Here is an 18,401-nt window from a genome sequence, read left to right as displayed (position 1 = left end):
TCCCCCGTCGCTGCCACATGGCGCACACCCGCACCCAACCCGCGCCCCCGTCTGCACGCACCCGCAGCCGAAATCCCCGCTCCCCTTTTTGCTGGAGAAACTCAGATGGTTACCTCGCGCTGGACGGCCGCCCCCGCTCAGGCGGCCTCCCTCCGTCGGCGCGGAGCTGTGCTCGAACGCGCGATCCTCGAGGCCGCGTTGGAGCAACTCGGCACGGTCGGCTGGAACGGCCTCACCATGGAAGGCGTCGCCGCCGGCGCCCAGACCGGCAAGGCCGCGGTCTACCGCCGCTGGCCGTCCAAGGAGGATCTCGTGGCCGACGCGCTGCGGGCCGGGCTGCCGCGCTTCGAGGACGCCCCGGACCTGGGCAGCGTGCGGGAGGATCTGCTCGCGCTGTGCCGGGCGGCCCGGAACGCGATGTTCTCGCGGCCCGGGTTCGCGGTCCGGTCGGTGATTCACGAATGCGATCCGGTGCAGGCGGAGCGCTTCCACAGCGTGATCTTCGACGGGATCGTGGAACCGACCGTCAACCTGCTCCGGGAGGTCATCACCCGTGGAATCGAGCGGAAGGAGGTGCGGGCCGACGCGGCGAACAGCTACGTCATCGATGCCATGCCGGCCATGATGATGTACCGCTCCAAGATGAGCGGAAGCGAATGGGGCGATCGTGATCTGGAGGAAATGGTCGACCAGTTGATGGTTCCGCTGCTGCGGCCCGACGCCGGTTGAGCATGTGCCGAGAGGGCCGTGCCGCCACTTGGGGAAACCGGGGTGTCGCAGGGTGATCCCGGCGGCGTACGCTTAGCTCGCCATGCCGTACGAACCCCCTACTCACACTGTCGAGCGCTCTCTTCGCGCCACGACCGGAGCCAAGGTCATTGCCGGTGTCGACGAGGTGGGGCGCGGCGCGTGGGCCGGCCCCGTCACCGTCTGCGCGGCCGTCACCGGACTGCGCCGGCCCCCCGATGGACTCACCGACTCCAAGTTGATCGCCGTCAAGCGGCGGACCGTGCTCGCCGAGACACTCCGGCAGTGGGTGACCTCGTACGCGCTGGGTCACGCCTCTCCGGAGGAGATCGACCAACAGGGCATGACGGCGGCGCTGCGGTTGGCCGCGGTGCGTGCTCTGGAAGCCCTGCCCGTCCGACCCGACGCGGTGATCCTCGACGGCAACCACGACTACCTCGGGGTGCCTTGGAAGGTCCGTACCGTGATCAAGGGCGACCGGTCCTGCGTGGCCGTCGCGGCGGCGTCGGTGATCGCCAAGGTTCAGCGCGACAAAATGATGGCCGAACTGGGTATGGACCATGCAGACTTCGGTTTTGCGGACAATGCCGGGTATCCGTCACCCGTGCACAAGGCCGCACTGGAGGAGCGGGGCCCCACCCCGTACCACCGGTTGTCGTGGGCGTATCTTGATGCGCTGCCCCAGTGGCGGCACCTGAAGAAGGCCCGCAGTTGGGCGGACGGAAGCGTTCCGGAGATCGAGGGGCAACTCGGCTTCGACTTCTGATGATTCCGCTCGTACTCGTGTGCCACCCGCTGACGCGAGTCGCACCAACGTTTGATAGAAATCAGCCCATGCCTCTCATTCCCGAGGAGCCTCAGATTCACGAGAGTGCCCAGGGTCCCCGCGCCACGCCGGCCAGCGGCCGTACCGCGCAGACCCCTCGTCCCGTACCCGGTCCCCGTCCCATGGGATCGGCGCGCCCCGGTCGTCCCGGTCCGCTCCGGCCTGCGCCGCCGGCGCAACGTACGCCGCGAGACGTGGCCGCGCCGAAGCCCGACCCCTCGGGGCCGGTCGCTCCGGTCGCGCCCGTCGCGTCTTCGGCGACCCCCCAGATCCAGCTGATCCCGGCCTCGGCGGAGGGCGCGCTCGACGCCGCCGAGGAGGCCGTGGACCTTCTCCTCGACGCCGGCCGTGCCCCTGGTGACGTGCTGGTGATCACCACCGGTGAGCAGCATCCGTGGGCCGCCCACGAGCTGTCCTTCGGTGAGGCCGCCTACTGGGCGCAGCACGACGCGGGTGACGACGTCTTCTACGCGGACGCCTCCGTCGCCGAACGTGCCGTGTCGCGTCCCGTGGTCGTGGTCGCCGTCAACGGCGGTTCCGCCGCGACCGCAGCCACCGCTCTGCCGCTGGCCCGTGCCCGGGCCGGTGCCCTGCTGGTCGTCTGCGGTGACCCGCAGCAGATCAACTCGCTGCTGGGCGCGGGCCTCTGAGTCCGCTCCGGTAGGTCCGCGAGGACACATACCGGAGCGGCGAGGGCGTCGTTGTGGCGGTATCGCACGGTGGGCGCTTCGGCGTGCACGGACGGTCGACGGGCCGTCCCGTGTGAGATGGGCGCTGGTGTGAGGTGCGCGAGGGGGACGTGCCGTGCGATCGGCACGGCCCGTCGGTTTCCTCGGCGTTCAGCGGGCCGCCGCGCGCCGCAGTACCTCCGAGGCGGCACCGCCGGTGCGCGGCAGCGGGGGCGGCGCCTCGGACAGGGCGAAGGGCTCCGGCGTCGAGTCCGCGTTGGGGCGGCGACCACCGCGCCCCTCACCCAGGACCTGCCAGCCGTCCCGGGTCAGGGTGATGTACGCCCCGCAGCGCAGACCGTGCAGCGTGCAGGCGTCCCGCAGGCCCCACATCCACGCGCCGTCCTCCTCGGTCCACCGGGCGTCGCCGTCGCGGCAGTAGAGCAGCACGGCCGTGCGGATCGGGGTGCGGCGCCGCAGGTCGTGGGGGATGACCCGGCGCAGCTGGGAGAGCAGCGCGTTGCGGAACATCCAGCCGTCTGCCGGGGCCGGGCGGCGGGTGAAGGAGGCGCTGGCCCGCAGTCGCTCGTCCGGGTCGAGCACGGCAACGATGGCGGTCGCCGGCCCCGGGCGATGCCGGGAGTGGAGGCCGCTGACGACCTCCCGGGGATTGCGCAGCAGGGGGATTCCGGCGGCAGTCCACTCCGCCGGTTCCAGCATGCGGGCGAGGGGGTTGGCGGAAGCGGCGGACAGGTCGGCAGACGTCGACGTGGATGCCGCGGAGGACGGAGCGAATCCGAAGGTCACGGTCCTCCCTTCGGCTACGCGCCCACACTGCGGGCGGGGTCTGAATCGGGGGAGCGCACACCGCGGCAGAGCCCTACCGGATCACGGGCGAGCCATGCGGGGAGCGGAGTTCAATTCTTGCTGTCGAACTGGGATGCGGCAACGAGCAATTGGGGCCAGAGACCGAAATCTGGCGGGATGCGACTTAGATCCCTACCCGGTGATCCCCTACGCGATGCGTGAGACGACCGTTCATCATGTGTTCGTACACCGTTCGACTGTGGCAGGTCCAGAGCGGTGCGGTCGCCGATTGTCAGTGGCATCGGGTTGCATGGGGGTATGGACGAACTGGAACTGCGCGCCGAAGCCGATGCCATCCTCGCCGAGCTGGTCGGCGACCCGGGGGGTTCCGCGCGGTTGCGGGAGGACCAGTGGCAGGCGGTGTCCGCTCTCGTGGAGGACCGCCGACGAGCGCTGGTGGTGCAGCGGACCGGCTGGGGCAAGTCGGCGGTGTACTTCGTGGCCACGGCGCTGCTGCGCCGGCGCGGCTCCGGCCCGACGGTCATCGTCTCGCCGCTGCTGGCGCTGATGCGCAACCAGGTCGAGGCGGCGGAGCGGGCCGGCATCCGGGCACGCACCATCAACTCGGCCAACCCTGAAGAGTGGCACACCGTGTACGAGGAGGTCGAGCGCGGCGAGACCGACGTGCTGCTCGTGAGTCCGGAGCGCCTCAACTCCGTCGATTTCCGCGAGCAGATGCTGCCCAAGCTCGCGGTCACCACCGGCCTCCTGGTGGTCGACGAGGCGCACTGCATCTCCGACTGGGGGCACGACTTCCGGCCGGACTACCGCCGGCTGCGGGCGATGCTCGCCGAACTCGCCCCGGGCGTCCCGGTGCTGGCCACCACCGCGACCGCCAACGCCCGGGTCACCGCGGACGTGGCCGAGCAACTGGGCACCGGCGCGGGGGAGGCCCTGGTGCTGCGCGGTCCGTTGGAGCGGGAGAGCCTGCGGCTGGGCGTGGTCCAACTGCCGGACGCGGCGCACCGGTTGGCCTGGCTCGCCGAGCACCTGGAGGAGCTGCCGGGCTCCGGGATCATCTACGCCCTCACGGTCGCCGCCGCCGAGGAGGCCACCGCCTTCCTGCGCCAGCGGGGCTTCCCGGTGGCTTCCTACACGGGTCGCACGGAGAACGCCGACCGGCTGCAGGGCGAGGCCGACCTGCTGGGAAACCGCGTCAAGGCGCTGGTCGCGACCTCGGCGCTCGGCATGGGCTTCGACAAGCCGGACCTTGGCTTCGTGGTCCACCTCGGCTCGCCGTCCTCGCCGATCGCCTACTACCAGCAGGTGGGCCGCGCCGGCCGCGGGGTGGAGCACGCCGATGTGCTGCTGCTGCCGGGCAAGGAGGACGAGGCCATCTGGCGCTACTTCGCCGACACCGCCTTCCCGCCCGAGACGCAGGTACGACAGACCCTCTCGGCCCTCGCCGACGCGGGACGGCCGCTGTCCGTGCCGTCCTTGGAGGCCCAAGTCGATCTACGGCGCACCCGGCTGGAGACCATGCTCAAGGTGCTCGACGTGGACGGGGCGGTCAAGCGGGTAAAGGGCGGCTGGATCTCCACCGGCGAGTCCTGGGCCTACGACGCCGAGCGGTACGCGTGGGTGGCGCGGCAGCGGGCGGCCGAGCAGCAGGCCATGCGCGACTACGTGAGTACGGACCGGTGTCGGATGGAGTTTCTGCGCCGTCAACTGGACGACGAGGGCGCGGTTCCGTGCGGCCGGTGCGACAACTGCGCGGGTGTGTGGGCAGATCCCTCCGTCTCGGCCGAGTCGTTGACGGGAGCGGCCAAGGAGCTGGACCGGCCGGGTGTGGAGGTCGAGCCGCGCCGGATGTGGCCGACGGGGCTGCCCGCGCTGGGCATCAACCTCAAGGGCCGTATCGCGGCCGGAGAGCAGTGCTCCACCGGGCGGGCCCTGGGGCGGCTCTCGGACATCGGCTGGGGCAACCGGCTGCGCCCGCTGCTGGCCGAGCACGCCCCCGACGGGCCGGTCCCCGAGGCCGCGCTGCGGGCCGCGGTGGACGTCATCGCCGACTGGGCGCGTTCTTCGGGCGGTTGGGCGTCGAACGGTCCGGACGCCTCCGCGCGGCCCGTGGGAGTCGTCGCCGTACCGTCGCTGGCCCGCCCGCAGTTGGTCGGTTCGCTCGCCGAGGGCATCGCGACCGTCGGCCGCCTCCCCTTCCTGGGCGCCCTCGCGTACACCGGACCGGGCGGTGAGCACGCGGCCCGCCGCAGCAACTCCGCGCAACGCGTCAAGGCGCTGTCCGGCGCCTTCGCCGTACCTGATCAACTGGCCGAGGCGCTGGCCGCTTCGCCCGGTCCCGTCCTCCTCGTGGACGACTACAGCGACTCCGGCTGGACCCTCGCGGTAGCCGCCCGACTGCTGCGGAAGGCGGGCAGCGGGCCGGTGCTTCCGTTGGTCCTCGCGGTGGCGGGCTGAGCTTCGGCGCGCAGGGGGAGGGGGCGAGGCATTGAACAGCCAGGAGATCGGCCCTAGTTGGGCTGGTGGATCTGGTGGATCTGGTGGGCCTGGCGGTCCCGGTGGACCGTCAGCCCGCCGACGGGGTCTCCAGGGAGCCCGGTGTGATCAGGCCCGTCTCGTAGGCGGCGATGACGGCCTGGGCGCGGTCGCGGAGTTGGAGTTTGGCGAGGATGTGCGTCACGTGGGTCTTCACCGTCGCCTCGCTCAGGTGGAAACGGGCGGCGAGTTCCGCGTTGCTCAGACCGCGGGCCAGGGACTCGAGGACCTCCAGTTCACGGCGCGTGAGCGTGGACAGGTCGCGGTGCATCGTGGTCGTACGCCCCGTGGGCATGGCGAAGCGCTCCACGAGACGGCGGGTGATCGACGGCGCGAGCAGCGCGTCGCCGGAGCGGACCAGGCGCACGGCGGCGGAGAGGTGCTCCGGGGTGACGTCCTTGAGCAGGAAGCCGCTGGCGCCGACCGCGAGGGCCCCGTAGACGTACTGGTCGAGGTCGTATGTCGTCAGGATGATGACGCGCGGCGGGGTCGAGGGGGAGTCCGGGCCGAGGATGCGGCGGGTGGCCTCCAGGCCGTCCGTGCCCGGCATGCGGATGTCCATCAACACGACGTCGGGGAGCGTGCGTCGGGCGACGGCCACGGCCTCCTCGCCGTCGGTCGCCTCGCCGACGACGTCGATGCCGTCCGCGGCGAGGATCATCCGGAAGCCGGTGCGGACGAGTGCCTGGTCGTCGGCGATCACCACCCGGGGCGGCCCGATGCCGTCGTCGGTGTGCTGTGCCTCGGTGCTCACTCGACCTCCACCGGGATGATCGCCAGGACCGCGAAGCCCCCGTGCGGGCGGCTGCCGGCGGACAGCGTACCGCCGTACAGGGCGAGCCGTTCGCGCAGTCCGATCAGGCCGCGACCGCTGCCTCCGACCCGTGACCTGCGCTGCCCGCCGGTGTCCTCGACCGCCACCCGCAACTCGCCCGGAGCGTGCTCCACGGACACCGTGACCGTGGCACCGGCGGCGTGTTTGACGGCGTTGGTCAGCGCTTCCTGCACCACCCGGTACGCCGCGAGGTCCACGCCCGCGGGCAGCGGGGTCGGGGTGCCGGTGACGGACAGTTCGACGGGTACGCCGGTGCCGCGCACCCGCCCGGTCAGTTCGGTCAGTTGGCCCAGGCCCGGCTGTGGCGCCAGGTCCGCCGTCGCGGCCGGGTCCGGCCCGTCCGACGCCATCGTCAGCAGCCCCATGACGTGCCGCAGTTCCGCCAACGCGGCCCGGCCGCCCGCCTCGACGGCCTGCAGTGCCTCACGGGCCTGGTCGGGGGAGGCGTCGAGGGTCTTGCGCGCGGCGCCGGCCTGGATCGTCATCATGCTGACATTGTGGGTGACGACGTCGTGCAACTCCCGTGCGATACGCGAGCGTTCCCGCTCGACCGCCAGCCGGGTCGCCTCCTGCTGGGCGCGGCCCCGCTGCTGCCAGGCGTGCATCAGGTTGGCGGCGAGCGCCACCGGCAGCAGCACCAGCAGCGGGATCAGACCACGGTCTATCTCCGGCAGCAGGGACAGCGTGCCGAACGCGATACCGCCCGCCGCCAGACTGACCAGCGCCGGCACGCGGTAGGGGCTGTACGTGGCCGCGCTGTACGCCGCGATCAGCGCGCTCGCGAAGGTGAACACCGCCGCGTCCTCGGTGATCTCGCCGAGGTGGAACAGCCCGGTGGCGGCCAGCACCGCCCAGAACGCGGCCAGCGGATACCGCCGGCGCAGCGCCAGCGGGGCCGCGGAGAGCACGGCGAGCGCCAGCTCCCACGGCTCGGCGGGGGGCAGTTTCCGGTCGGTCTGCTGAGCGGGCGTGGAGTCCTGCTCGCGCGGAGGGATCGGGGGAGCCGGCGCCGCGGAGGCCGGAGTCGATGCCGATGCCGATGCCGAGGTTGTGACGCGCGGCGCCCGCGGCCGGTCGTCGTAGGTCGAGCGGCCCAGGTCGGCGGAGACCGTACCCACCGCGAGCACCACGGCCAGCAGCACATCGGCGATCCAGGTCCAGCGTGAGCGCCGCGGCGGCATGCCGGTGGCGCGCAGCACCGAGGCTCCTCGGCCACCGTACGACTGCATGACGCCTGTCCGCAGCCCCCTCCCGGGGAACGGCCGGCGTCGAAGGATCCGCCTCGCTGAATTCACGGCTCCATTGTGGCAAGCGGGCGCACTCCGGGGATCAGTCCACGAGTCGGTCAGGTCTCAACCTCTCGACTACGTCGCTGGGATGAGGCCGCCGGGTCTCCGCCACACACGGTAGGAACCTTCGACACAGCGGCCGACGCGGCGCGGGCCCCCTCACACCTAGCTTTCGGGTACTGGCCGAGATCTGGCACACCTGGAGACGCCGTGAGGGACCTGATCGACCCGCTCATCGAACTGCGTGACGTGAGCAAGGCGTATGACGAGGGCCCGCCCGCGCTGTCCGGGCTGACACTGGACGTGCAGCCCGGCGAGGCGGTCGCCGTGCTGGGCCCGTCCGGCAGCGGCAAGTCGACGCTGCTGAACCTGGTCGCGGGCCTCGACCGGCCGACCCAGGGCGGCGTGACCGTCGCCGGAGTACGGGTGGACGAGCTGAACGAGACCGGCTCCGCCAAGTACCGCAGGGCCTGGATCGGCATGATCTTCCAGTTCTTCAACCTGCTGGACGACCTGACCGTCGCCGACAACGTCCTGCTGCCGGCCCAGCTCGCGGGCATGCCCCGCGCTCGGGCCGCGGCCCGAGCCGACGAACTGCTCGGCTACCTCGGCATCGCCCGGCACCGGCACGCCTACCCCGGCCGGCTCTCCGGCGGCGAACGCCAGCGGGTGGCGGTGGCCCGGGCCCTGATGAACAGTCCCGCGCTGCTGCTGGCCGACGAACCCACCGGCGCACTCGATTCCGCGTCGGGGGCGGACGTACAGGCGCTGCTGCGTGAACTCAACGCGGACGGACAGACGATGATGCTCGTCACCCACGACCTGTCGCTGGCGGAGGCCTGCGCGACCCGGACCGTCGAACTGGTCGACGGACAGGTCGCCCGGGACACCGCGCACAGCATGCCGAAGGTGGCCCGATGAGTGCGCTGGGGCCGGAGGGCCCGACGAGCACCCGACTCGCGGAGCCCGGCGCGATCGCGTCCCCGCCCCCAGGGGGCGTCCAGGACGGCAGAACCGGGCCGAGCGGCGGCGGAGGCGGTGCGCTTGCCCGCGTGGTCCGCGCGGGCGTGGGCCGGCGCCGGGTCCAGACCGTCGTGATGGTGCTGACCACGCTGCTCGCGGTGGCGGCCTCGGTGCTCGGCGCCGGGCTGCTGGTGGCCTCGCAGGGGCCGTTCGAGCAGGCCTTCTCCAAACAGCACGGAGCGCATCTCAGCGCGGAGTTCGACGCGACGAAGGTGTCGTCGGCGCAACTGGCGGCGACCGCGGACGCCGACGGCGTGGCCGCGGCGGCCGGTCCGTTCCCCGTGGCCTCGCTGCGGCTGGAATCGGCGAGCGGCGGGCCCCCGGGCATCGACCCGCCGCCGGTGACGGTGGTCGGCCGCGCCGAGGCGGACCAGCCGGTGGACCAGGTGAACCTCGTCGAGGGCAAGTGGGCCACGAAGTCCGGCGAGATCGTGCTGGAGACCAGCGCGCGCACCCCGGGCATCGCGGCGGGCAGCAAGGTGGAGGCCACCGGCCCGGACGGTAAAGCGGAGTTGACCGTGACGGGGATCGCCGAGTCGGTCGGCGAGAGCGCCGATGCCTGGGTGCTGCCCGCACAGCTGAGCCGACTGGCCGCGTCCGGCGCGGACTCGAGCTACCAGATGCTGTACCGCTTCGACGACGCCGACAGTCAGTCGGCGGTCGTGGCCGGCAAGAAGGCCGTCTCCGCGGGGCTGCCCGACGGCGCCCTGCGCGGTGCGCAGTCGTGGCTCGACGTCAAGCAGATCGCGGACAACAACGTCTCGGCGTTCGTCCCGTTCGTGAGCGCGTTCGCGCTCATCGCCCTTGCGATGTCGGTGCTCATCATCTCCATCGTGGTCAGCGGCGCGGTCGTCGCGTCCACCCGGCGGATCGGCATCCTCAAGGCCATCGGCTTCACGCCGTCGCAGGTGGGCCGGGCGTACGTCGGACAGGCCCTGATCCCGGCCTCGCTCGGCGCGCTGCTGGGCGTGGTCGTCGGCAACCTGCTGGCGATCCCGATGCTGAACGAGGTCGAGACCGCGTACGGCACGAGCGCCCTGCCCATCCCACTGTGGATCGACATCCTGGTACCCCTCGCGGCACTGGCGCTGGTGGTGGCCGCCGCACTGGGCCCGGCCATGCGCGCGGCCCGGCTGCGTACAGCGGTGGCCATCAACGTCGGCCGCACACCGAGCGAGGAGCGCGGGCGACACGTCCGTGGACTGCTGGCCCGGCTGCCGGTACCGCGCTCCGTCAGCCTCGGCCTCGCGACACCGTTCGCGCGACCGGCGCGTGCGGCGACCACCGCGGCCGCCGTCGGCTTCGGCGCGCTCGCGATCACCTTCGCGGTGGGCCTCGGCAGTTCGCTGTTCGCCATCCAGACGCACGGCAACCCGGACTCGGTCGGTGACGTCACCGTCAGCACCATGGGACGGCCCGGGGCGCCGGAGCGCGGCGGAGCCGGCGACCGTCAGGCGCCGACGCGCGGCGACGAAGGCACGGTGCCCGGGACGGACTCCCGCGCGGACGGCGGCGCCACCGCCCGCGACGACCAGGACGGCCGCGGCGCGCCGGGGACGACGACGGGTCCGCAGGACGATGTGAAGCCGGCCGACCCGGCCAAGGTCGCGGCGGCGATCAAGGCGCAGTCCGGCACGGGGTCGTACTTCGGCACCGGCAAGACGTATGTGAGCGTCGCCGGCATCAAGGCCGGTACACCGCTCGTGGTCTACGAGGGTGACGCGAAGGGCGCCGGTCAGGTGATGGTGTCGGGGCGCTGGTTCTCCGCACCCGGCGAGGCGGTGGCGCCGGCCCGCTTCCTGCAGGCCACGGGGGCCAAGATCGGCGACACCGTGACACTGACCGACCAAGGCCACAGCGTGCGCCTCAAGCTGGTCGGCGAGATCTTCGACCTCGGCGACCAGGGCATGGCGGTACGGGCCGACGCCGCGTCGGTGGCGCAGATCGTGCCGGACGTGAAGCTGGATCACTTCACCGTCGAACTCGCCTCGGGCAAGGACAAGGGCGACCATCTCGACGGGCTCAACACCCAGTTGAAGAAGATCGGCGGGGTCGCCACGAGCTCCGACGACGCCCGTACCTCGACCGTCATCGTGGTGATGCAGTCCCTGATCGCGATGCTCACGGCGATGCTGGTGGTCGTGGCCTGCCTCTGCGTCCTCAACACGGTGGTCCTCGACACCAGCGAACGGGTCCACGACGTCGGGGTGTTCAAGGCGCTGGGGATGAGCCCGCGCCAGACCGTCACCATGGTGCTCACCTCGGTGGCCGCCACCGGTCTGGTGGCCGGCGCCATCGGCGTCCCGCTCGGTGTGGCCCTGCACCACCTCGTCATGCCGGCGATGGGCCGCTCGACCGGCACGGAGATCCCGACCGCGGACATCGACGTCTACGGTCCCGGCATCCTGGTGCTGCTCGCCCTGGGCGGCGTGGTCATCGCGGCGGCGGGCGCGCTGCTGCCGGCGGGGTGGGCGGCTCGGACGGGGACGGCTCGGGCGTTGCGGACGGAGTGAGCGGGACGGCGTACGGGGTGAGTTGGAGGCGAATGGCCATTTCGGGGCCGTTGACGCCGGCCGCCAGGCTTGCCGCCGATGCGGCCGCGCTCGCGGCGTCGTCCGCGACCTCTTCAATCAGGTGCAGGGTCAGGGTTCCACCGCGTCGACCGGGGTGCCGAACAGGGTTGCGCGGCGGATGGAGGCGATGCCGGGGGCCTGTTGGGCGAGGCGGTGGAGGGCCATGCCGGGCCAGGTCGTGGCGTCCAGGGCGGGCAGGCGGAGGGAGGAGCGGGTCGCCACTCGGAGATCCGTGGCCAGGAGTGCGTCCAAAGCGGCGCGGCAGCACGCGCCGTCGGCTATGGCGGCGGTGACCGCCGGCAGCCGTTCGAACCGGCGCAGAGAGCGCGCCACTTGCTGACGAGCCCGACCGTCACACCGTCTGTCCAGTCGGGGCCCGGCGGGACTGCCGGTCAATTCGAGGACGACCGGGCCCGCGCCCCGCCGTCCTCCGCAGCGTCGCACACGGAGCCCACCGCGGCGACGGTCTCCGCGCTCAGCGGCCGGCTGCCGTCGATGCGCAGTCTCAGGTGGTCGTTCACCGGATTCTCCTCACCACTGACGAGCGATGCCTCGATGTTGGAGCCCGGTCCCATGGACATCAGGACCCCGAACTCGCCCGCCCGCACGACGCGTTCACGCATCAGCCGCTCGAACGAGAACAGGAAGGAGCCGCCCGACAGGTTGCCGTAGTCGCGCCGCACGCCGCTGGTATGGCGCAGGTCGTGCCGGGTGAGCCCGAGGTTGAGCCGCACGGCGTAGATGACCTTCTTGCCGCCCGAATGCACCAGGCAGTGGGCGATGTTGGAGCGGCGCAGCCCCTCGGCGGACAGCAGGCGGTCCACCACCTGCTCGGCACAGCATGACGGCGGCCCGCCCGGGATTGGCCGTTGCCCAGGGCGAAGGGCGTTGAGCCCCTCGTTGGACATGACTCGCATCCGGCCCGTCGAACAGAATCGCCGGGCGGGGTTCAACTGCGTATTACCGATCTGGAGGCGATCCGGAAGTGACCTGGAAGTGATCTGGAAGTGCGGCTCAGTCCTCGACCCAGCCGTGGCCCTCGCTGAACTTCACCAGCGCGGAACGGATGCCGAGGATCTGTTCCGCGGTCAGCAGCGGACTCGCGGCCAGCAGCAGCTCCGTCACATCACGCCGATACTCCTCGGCGCTGAGCACGTCGCACATCCCGTGGCCGCCCTCGTCGGTCATCGCCGCCCTCGGCGCCGCCTCGTGCGCCCGTCGCGGCACCGGCGGCGCGGCGCCGTCGGGGAGGCGGATGTTCGACGCCTTCAGCCCTCGTTCGCCGCTCTCCACGTCGAATTCCACGACGAGACCGGAGCGCACGTACTCCTCCGGAATGAGGAGATCGTTCACGTGCAGGAAGATGTCCTCGCCGCCGGCTTCCGACGCGATGAACCCATAACCACGCACACTGTCGAAACGCAGTACACGACCCGCGACCATGCGGACCCCCAACTCTTGTAAACCACACCCGTCCGGGGCCCATCCCCGGACACACAGGTCCAGCATGTCAGCCCCGCGGCGCAGGTCAACGCTGCGGCCGGCCCCGACCGACTCCTGACTCCTCCAACCCCCGACCGCGGTCCCCTGCGCGACGGTGAGGCGCACCAGACCGGTCGGCTGCCCCGTGGAGTGCTCCAGACGTACGTTCTCCATGTCGACCCCCGGCCCGGCCGGCATCGGTGAACGACGAGCGCGGCTCGACAAGGCACTGGGCGAGCCGTTCGTGTCGTAGGAGGACACCCTCTAGCGGTCGCCGGAGGGAGCTGTCGCCACGGGCGGTAAGTGGCGTGGGCTCCCTCCGGCCGGACCGGGTTTGTGGTGGGCGGTGTCGCTGTGACTGGTGGCGCCGTGGGCGGTGTTGGCCTGGCCTTGTCGTGTCCCTGGCCCGAGTTATCCACAGGACAAAGCGGAACATCAAGATCCGCGAGATCGTCTGCGCATGACGAATCACGGCGAAACCGCTGGATCCCCCGAAAACGGAACACCACCTCTCGAACCGAGCGCATACGACCATCACGGCGCCGACCACCAGGTCACCCTGCGCACCCCGGCCGAACTGGCGGACGCCCTCCCGTATCTCCTCGGGTACCGCCCGGAGGACAGCATCGTGCTGGTCGCCCTGCACGACAAGGACGCCCGCGGCAGGTTCGGCGGCCGGGCCAGGCTCGGCATTCCGACCGGCGCGGACGACTGGGCGTCCGTGGCCCGGCAGTTGGCCCACGGCCTGGTGACGGGCAGCGAACGCAGGGGCGCCAAGCCCGAGCAGATGGTCGCGTACCTCTGCCAGGAACCGGCGGACGGCGAGTCGGGCCGCCAAGTCATGGAGCGGCTGCGCCCGTTGGCCCAGAAGTTGCGCGTCGAGTGCGGCAACCTGGACGTGCCGGTGATCGAGGCCCTGTGCATCTCGGACGGCCGCTTCTGGTCCTACTGCTGCGCGAACGAGGCCTGTTGCCCGCCCGATGGTCTGCCCATGGGCCTGCCCGGCACCTCCGTACTGGCGGCGGCCGCCACCTACGCCGGCCTCCAGGTGCGCGGCACCCTTCGCGAACTGCGCGCCAGGCTGCTGCCCTGGGAGACCGCGGCGGCTCTGGAACAGGAAGTCGCCCTGGACGCCGCCAACATGGCCGTGGTCCCCAGGATCCTCGACGAGGTCAGCCGCACGGAGGTGGGCAGGGAGACCCTGGAACTGGCCGGCCGAATCATCTGCCGCCTGGCCGAAGTCCCGTCCATGTCCGGCCCGTTCACCTCGGACCTCCGCGACGACGAACTGGTCGGACACGACGAAGCGGCCACTCTGATCCTCGGCTTGCAGGACCGCGCCACTCGCGACCGCGCGGCCGAATGGATGGAGGGCGACGACGCCGCCCAGGCACTCCGGCTCTGGCGCACCCTCGCCCGCCGCTGCGTCGGCCCGTACCGCGAACACGCGGCGGCACCCCTGACCCTCGCGGGTTGGGTCGCCTGGTCCACCGGCGACGAACTGGAGGCCCGCGAAGCCCTCGCCATGGCCCTCGGCGCCGACCCCGACTACCTCTTCGCCCGCCTGCTCCACCAGGCCTGCAACGAGGGTCTGGACCCGGAGTCGATCCGCCGCTGCTTGCGCGCGGAACGGCATGAGCGGGGGCGGGTGGTTGCGCGAGGGCAGCGGGGCGAGCCCGAGGTTTCGTTCGAGGGGGATACGGCGGGGCCTGTGCCGGTGACTGGATCTGCGCCGGCGGCCGGGCCGGGGGCGGCGTCAGCATCCGGGCCTGCGTCGGCATCGGCACCCGCACCCGCTCCCGCACCGGCAGGTTCCTCCCGCTCCCGACGCCGTGTCCGTACGTCCGGCGCCCGCTCCCGCCCTCGCCCGGCGCGGTCGGTCGGCCGCGGAAGCGGGGCTAACGTTCCGCGCCCCCGGGCACCGTTGGCGGACGACGGCGTCGAGGGCAAGGGGTGAGCAACTGCCAGGTGGGCAACGGGTGGTTTCTGGGCAAAGGGCGGTGCTGTCGAACCGACGACAATCGTGGAGCGATGGGCGATCGGCGAGGGGGAGTGGACGGAGGCGTCCCGGGCCACCGCCGCCATTCGGTCGGCTGGGGCCGCTCCGGGCGTGACCAGGAGGAGCCCGGGTCCGTTCACCTGAGTGGCGGAACGCCTGGATGGGCCCTGCCGCAGTACCGCCCACGTCCGTCCGGATCTCCTACGGCGCCGTACACGCCCGAGGTGCACAGAGAGCAGAAGAAGCCGCCCATGTATGAGCCGACTCCGCCCTCATCCTCCGCCGCCGACCGTTCCGGCATCGACCGATCCGAGCTGCCCTCCGGAACGGACGCCGACTTGCCGACGCACGCGGCCCGTTCCGACCGTCCCGAACCCGAACCCGAACCCGAACTGCGGCCCGCGAGCTCGGGCGGGCCCCCACACCCACTCCCGCCCGCACCCCCGCCCCCTCTCTCGCCGCCACCTCCGTCCACACCCCCGCCCCTGTTCCCTCCCCGAGCCGCAGACCAGAGGCGGCACTCACCAGCGTTTCGGTCCGCAGGAGTTGGCGCCGGGCACCCACCCCGCGGCGGTCCGCCACCGCCCGGCCCATCCGGTCTGTCCAGGCCATCCGGCCCGTCCGGTCTCCCGGCTCCCCGCCGACCCTTCGACCTACCCCCCACCCACACCACCCTGATCTGCGTCGCCCTCCCCGCCCTCGCCATCTCCACAGACCAAGGACAGTTGACCGGCCAGGGACTGGAGGGGTTCTACCGAGCGGGCCGGCGCGTCCTCTCCCGTTGCCAGGTCCGGGTCGCCGGACGCGAACCACTCGCGGTCCAGGCCCGGATGACCGCCGCCGACCAGGCCCGCTTCGTGGGCACGCTGCGCGCGTCCCCGCAGGCGGGCCCGGACCCGGACGTCGTCGTCGAACGCATCCGGCACGCGGACGGCACCGAGCGGATCACGCTGCACAGCGCGTCCCTCCGCCCCTTGCGCGTGCCGGTCGAGGTCGCCCTCGCCACGGACCTGGCCGACCTGGCCGCGATCGCATCCGGCGCCACAGGACCCGAACTGCCCGCCAGCGTCCACGACTCGGGCCTGCGCTGGACCGGCGCCACCGGGCGCTCGTCGGTCACAGCGGATCCGCCGCCCGCCGACATGCTGGCCTCGGCGGGGCTGCTGCGCTGGGAGTTCGAACTGCCCGCGGGCGGCAGCCGGAGCCTGGAGCTACGGGTGCGCTCGGACGCGGCGGGGCCCGTCCGAGCCGTGGGCCGCGCCGCGACGAGCCCGCTCGCCACCGCCCGCGCCTCGGGCGACGACCCCAGAGTCGAGCCGCTTCTACGGACGAGCATCGAAGATCTCCAGGCCCTGCTGTTACGGGACTCCGCCCACCCCACCGACACACACCTCGCGGCAGGAGCCCCGTGGCGCTGCGGTCTCGCCCCGGCCGAGGCGCTCGCCGCCGCCCGAATGACCCTGCCTCTCGGCACCCGACTCGCCTCGGGCACCCTGCGCACCCTCGCGCGCACCCAACTCCGGGACGCGGGACCGCGGTCCGGCATGATCCCGGGACCGCGCCGGGACGCGGGCCCTCATCTGCCGCCGGGCTGCACCGGCACGGAAGCCACGCTCCTCTTCCCCGCCCTGCTCGCGGAGGCCCGCCGCTGGGGGCTCCCCGAGCAGGAGACGGAGGAGTTGCTGCCGGCGGCGGAGCGCTGTCTGACCTGGCTGCTGACGACCGTGGGCGACGGCACCTACCTGCACGACCCGCACCCGGGCGGCCCCGTCCGCTGTGAGACCCAGGCCCACGCACACCGCGCGGCACTGCTGGGCGCCGATCTCCTTCAGAGCTTCGGAAGACCGGGCGGCGCCGAACTGCGGCGGTGGGCACAGGCGCTGCGCGGGGCGTTCCGGGAGGAGTTCTGGATCGACGACCTGGGCGGAGGCAGGCCGGCGGCCGCCCGCGCGCCCGACGGAAGCCTGGTGCCCTACCTGGGCGCGACCGTCGTCCACCTCCTGGACACCGGCCTGCTGGGCGGGGGCGAACTGGCCCCGGGCCTGCTCGACAAGGTGCAGACCGAGCAACTCGCGCGCCTGCTCGGCGGCCCCGCCATGGACTCGGGCTGGGGCCTGCGCGGACTCGGCGCGAAGGAAGCCGGATACAACCCCTTCGGTCACCGCAGCGGCGCCGTACGGGTCCACGAGACGGCGATCGCGGTCGCAGGACTTGCCGCCGCCGGCTACGAGAAGGAGGCGGCCTCCCTACTGCGGGGCACCTTGGCGGCGGCCGAGGCCTTCGGCCACCGGCTGCCCGAGATGTACGCCGGCGCGCAGCGCACCGACGGGAGCGCTCCCCTCCCGCACCCGGCGGCCTGTCGACCGGCGGCCACCTCGGCGGCGGCCGGCGTGCTGCTCCCCACCGCGCTCGCGGGCATCCGCCCCGACGCCCCGGCGGGCACGATCACGCTCCGCCCCGTGCACAGCGCACCCCTCGGCGAGCTCGTCCTGACGGGCCTGCGGGTCGCGGGCGCCCCCTTCTCCGTCCGGGTCAGCAGGCTGGGCCTCGCCATGGTCGAGGAGGCGGCCGACGGCCTGCAATTGGGAGTGTGACCTCGAACGACGCACCGGCGCACGCCGGGCGGGAGCGGACCGGAACGGGCAGGAGCGGCCGACGAGACCCATACCGGACCGAAGTGGATCAGCCACCGAAGCGACCGACGAAGGGAGTGTTTATCGTCAGGCAGACGACTATGATCGCCGCATGCCCTACGACCCGTCAGCCTTTCCGCCCTTCGCCGTCACCGTGGACCTGGTCGTGCTGACCGTGCGCCGCCATGCCCTGTGCGCGCTGGCGGTACGGAGGGGCGAACCACCCTTCCAGGGGCGTTGGGCGCTACCCGGCGGATTCGTCCGGGCCGACGAGGATCTGGCGCAGGCGGCGGCACGCGAACTGGCCGAGGAGACCGCGCTGCGCGCCCACGACCAGACCGTCCCCGCGCCGGACAACGGGGCTCACCTGGAACAGCTGGCGACCTACGGCGACCCCAAGCGGGACCCCCGGATGCGCGTGGTCAGCGTCGCCCACCTCGCCCTCGCCCCAGACCTGCCCGCACCCCGGGCCGGCGGCGACGCGAGCTACGCACGCTGGGCGCCGGTCGACGAACTGCTGCAACAGAGCGGCTACGGCCGTGACGAGGAGCCCGTGGCACCGCTCGCCTTCGACCACGCCCAGATCCTGGCCGACGGCGTCGAGCGCGCCCGCTCCAAGATCGAGTACTCGTCGCTCGCCACGGCGTTCTGCCCCACCGAGTTCACCGTCGGCGAGCTGCGCCGCGTCTACGAGGCGGTGTGGGGCGTGGCACTCGACCCCCGCAACTTCCACCGCAAGGTGACCGGCACACCGGGCTTCCTGGTCCCCACCGGCGGTACCACCACCCGCCAGGGCGGCCGCCCCGCCCAGCTCTTCCGAGCCGGCGGCGCCACACTGCTCAACCCCCCGATGCTGCGGCCCGAGGTCTGACGACGGGAGCCCGGGGACAGCGCCGCTCCCCGTTCGTGGGGCGGGCCATGCGATGCCCGGAAAACCGGATATAGCACGCTATCTTGCTACGG

Annotated in this window: 14 protein-coding genes and 1 pseudogene; 9 read left to right on the top strand and 6 right to left on the bottom strand. The window is 72.4% G+C overall.

Going from position 1 to position 18,401, the window contains the following annotated elements:
• The first annotated feature begins 105 nt into the window (after positions 1–105).
• The 3 genes from M2283_RS30940 (at position 106) to M2283_RS30930 (ending at position 2,223) form a co-directional block, all read left to right on the top strand.
• Positions 106–729: a TetR/AcrR family transcriptional regulator gene (locus M2283_RS30940; protein WP_280879732.1), complete on the top strand. Its 624-nt coding sequence runs from the start codon at positions 106–108 to the stop codon at positions 727–729.
• Positions 730–811: 82 nt separating this feature from the next.
• Positions 812–1,513: a ribonuclease HII gene (locus M2283_RS30935; RefSeq protein WP_280879731.1), complete on the top strand. Its 702-nt coding sequence runs from the start codon at positions 812–814 to the stop codon at positions 1,511–1,513.
• A 68-nt stretch (positions 1,514–1,581) separates the two neighbouring features.
• A complete protein-coding gene (locus M2283_RS30930) occupies positions 1,582–2,223 on the top strand; it encodes a hypothetical protein (RefSeq protein ID WP_280879730.1) in 642 nt (213 codons plus the stop codon).
• Between the two features lie 189 nt (positions 2,224–2,412).
• Here M2283_RS30930 and M2283_RS30925 read toward each other — a convergent pair whose 3' ends face one another.
• Positions 2,413–3,048: a hypothetical protein gene (locus M2283_RS30925; RefSeq protein WP_280879729.1), complete on the bottom strand. Its 636-nt coding sequence runs from the start codon at positions 3,046–3,048 to the stop codon at positions 2,413–2,415.
• A 318-nt stretch (positions 3,049–3,366) separates the two neighbouring features.
• Between M2283_RS30925 and M2283_RS30920 the strand changes: the two genes are divergently transcribed.
• Entirely contained in the window at positions 3,367–5,526 is a 2,160-nt protein-coding gene (locus tag M2283_RS30920; protein ID WP_280879728.1) for a RecQ family ATP-dependent DNA helicase, read from the top strand.
• A 109-nt stretch (positions 5,527–5,635) separates the two neighbouring features.
• On the opposite strand, the gene M2283_RS30915 is transcribed toward M2283_RS30920, so the two are convergent.
• Together M2283_RS30915 and M2283_RS30910 are read right to left on the bottom strand one after the other, a co-directional pair.
• Positions 5,636–6,358, bottom strand: a complete 723-nt coding sequence (locus M2283_RS30915) for a response regulator transcription factor (RefSeq protein WP_280879727.1) — start codon at positions 6,356–6,358, stop codon at positions 5,636–5,638.
• The gene (locus tag M2283_RS30910; protein WP_280879726.1) at positions 6,355–7,668 is read right to left on the bottom strand and encodes a sensor histidine kinase; all 1,314 of its coding nucleotides are present in this window, start codon (positions 7,666–7,668) and stop codon (positions 6,355–6,357) included. Before M2283_RS30910 ends, M2283_RS30915 begins: the two co-directional genes overlap by 4 nt.
• A gap of 270 nt (positions 7,669–7,938) precedes the next feature.
• Here M2283_RS30910 and M2283_RS30905 point away from each other — a divergent pair, with 270 nt between their 5' ends.
• Both M2283_RS30905 and M2283_RS30900 read left to right on the top strand, forming a co-directional pair.
• Positions 7,939–8,649: an ABC transporter ATP-binding protein gene (locus M2283_RS30905; protein WP_280879725.1), complete on the top strand. Its 711-nt coding sequence runs from the start codon at positions 7,939–7,941 to the stop codon at positions 8,647–8,649.
• On the top strand, positions 8,646–11,264 hold the full coding sequence (locus tag M2283_RS30900; protein ID WP_280879724.1) for an ABC transporter permease: 2,619 nt from the start codon (positions 8,646–8,648) through the stop codon (positions 11,262–11,264). The genes M2283_RS30905 and M2283_RS30900 overlap by 4 nt, the downstream gene beginning before the upstream one ends.
• A gap of 129 nt (positions 11,265–11,393) precedes the next feature.
• On the opposite strand, the gene M2283_RS30895 is transcribed toward M2283_RS30900, so the two are convergent.
• From M2283_RS30895 to M2283_RS30885, 3 genes and pseudogenes are all read right to left on the bottom strand, one after another.
• The gene (locus tag M2283_RS30895) at positions 11,394–11,657 is read right to left on the bottom strand and encodes a hypothetical protein (protein ID WP_280879723.1); all 264 of its coding nucleotides are present in this window, start codon (positions 11,655–11,657) and stop codon (positions 11,394–11,396) included.
• A gap of 206 nt (positions 11,658–11,863) precedes the next feature.
• Positions 11,864–12,160, bottom strand: a pseudogene (locus M2283_RS30890) (3-oxoacyl-[acyl-carrier-protein] synthase III C-terminal domain-containing protein); the annotation flags it as partial.
• Between the two features lie 178 nt (positions 12,161–12,338).
• Positions 12,339–12,767: a cold-shock protein gene (locus M2283_RS30885; protein WP_280879754.1), complete on the bottom strand. Its 429-nt coding sequence runs from the start codon at positions 12,765–12,767 to the stop codon at positions 12,339–12,341.
• Positions 12,768–13,266: 499 nt separating this feature from the next.
• Between M2283_RS30885 and M2283_RS30880 the strand changes: the two genes are divergently transcribed.
• The 3 genes from M2283_RS30880 to M2283_RS30870 all read left to right on the top strand — a co-directional run bounded on the left by M2283_RS30880 (position 13,267) and on the right by M2283_RS30870 (position 18,309).
• On the top strand, positions 13,267–14,763 hold the full coding sequence (locus M2283_RS30880; RefSeq protein WP_280879722.1) for a DUF4192 domain-containing protein: 1,497 nt from the start codon (positions 13,267–13,269) through the stop codon (positions 14,761–14,763).
• 719 nt (positions 14,764–15,482) lie between these two features.
• Entirely contained in the window at positions 15,483–17,399 is a 1,917-nt protein-coding gene (locus M2283_RS30875; RefSeq protein WP_432423152.1) for a glycogen debranching N-terminal domain-containing protein, read from the top strand.
• 151 nt (positions 17,400–17,550) lie between these two features.
• Positions 17,551–18,309 carry an NUDIX hydrolase gene (locus M2283_RS30870; RefSeq protein ID WP_280879720.1) on the top strand — a complete coding sequence of 253 codons (759 nt, stop codon included), beginning with the start codon at positions 17,551–17,553 and terminating at the stop codon, positions 18,307–18,309.
• Positions 18,310–18,401 lie beyond the last annotated feature (92 nt).

It is taken from the genome of Streptomyces pseudovenezuelae, assembly GCF_029892565.1.
Taxonomy (GTDB): Bacteria; Actinomycetota; Actinomycetes; order Streptomycetales; family Streptomycetaceae; genus Streptomyces; species Streptomyces pseudovenezuelae_A.
This window is presented reverse-complemented; position numbering and strand designations above follow the sequence as displayed.

Bases quoted from the DNA above. Each gene is read 5' to 3' on its own strand.
- M2283_RS30930 (WP_280879730.1), top strand. From the start codon at position 1,582: ATGCCTCTCATTCCCGAGGAGCCTCAGATTCACGAGAGTGCCCAGGGT.
- M2283_RS30935 (WP_280879731.1), top strand. From the start codon at position 812: ATGCCGTACGAACCCCCTACTCACACTGTCGAGCGCTCTCTTCGCGCC.
- M2283_RS30940 (WP_280879732.1), top strand. From the start codon at position 106: ATGGTTACCTCGCGCTGGACGGCCGCCCCCGCTCAGGCGGCCTCCCTC.
- M2283_RS30900 (WP_280879724.1), top strand. From the start codon at position 8,646: ATGAGTGCGCTGGGGCCGGAGGGCCCGACGAGCACCCGACTCGCGGAG.
- M2283_RS30870 (WP_280879720.1), top strand. From the start codon at position 17,551: ATGCCCTACGACCCGTCAGCCTTTCCGCCCTTCGCCGTCACCGTGGAC.
- M2283_RS30910 (WP_280879726.1), bottom strand. From the start codon at position 7,668: ATGCAGTCGTACGGTGGCCGAGGAGCCTCGGTGCTGCGCGCCACCGGC.
- M2283_RS30920 (WP_280879728.1), top strand. From the start codon at position 3,367: ATGGACGAACTGGAACTGCGCGCCGAAGCCGATGCCATCCTCGCCGAG.
- M2283_RS30885 (WP_280879754.1), bottom strand. From the start codon at position 12,767: ATGGTCGCGGGTCGTGTACTGCGTTTCGACAGTGTGCGTGGTTATGGG.
- M2283_RS30880 (WP_280879722.1), top strand. From the start codon at position 13,267: ATGACGAATCACGGCGAAACCGCTGGATCCCCCGAAAACGGAACACCA.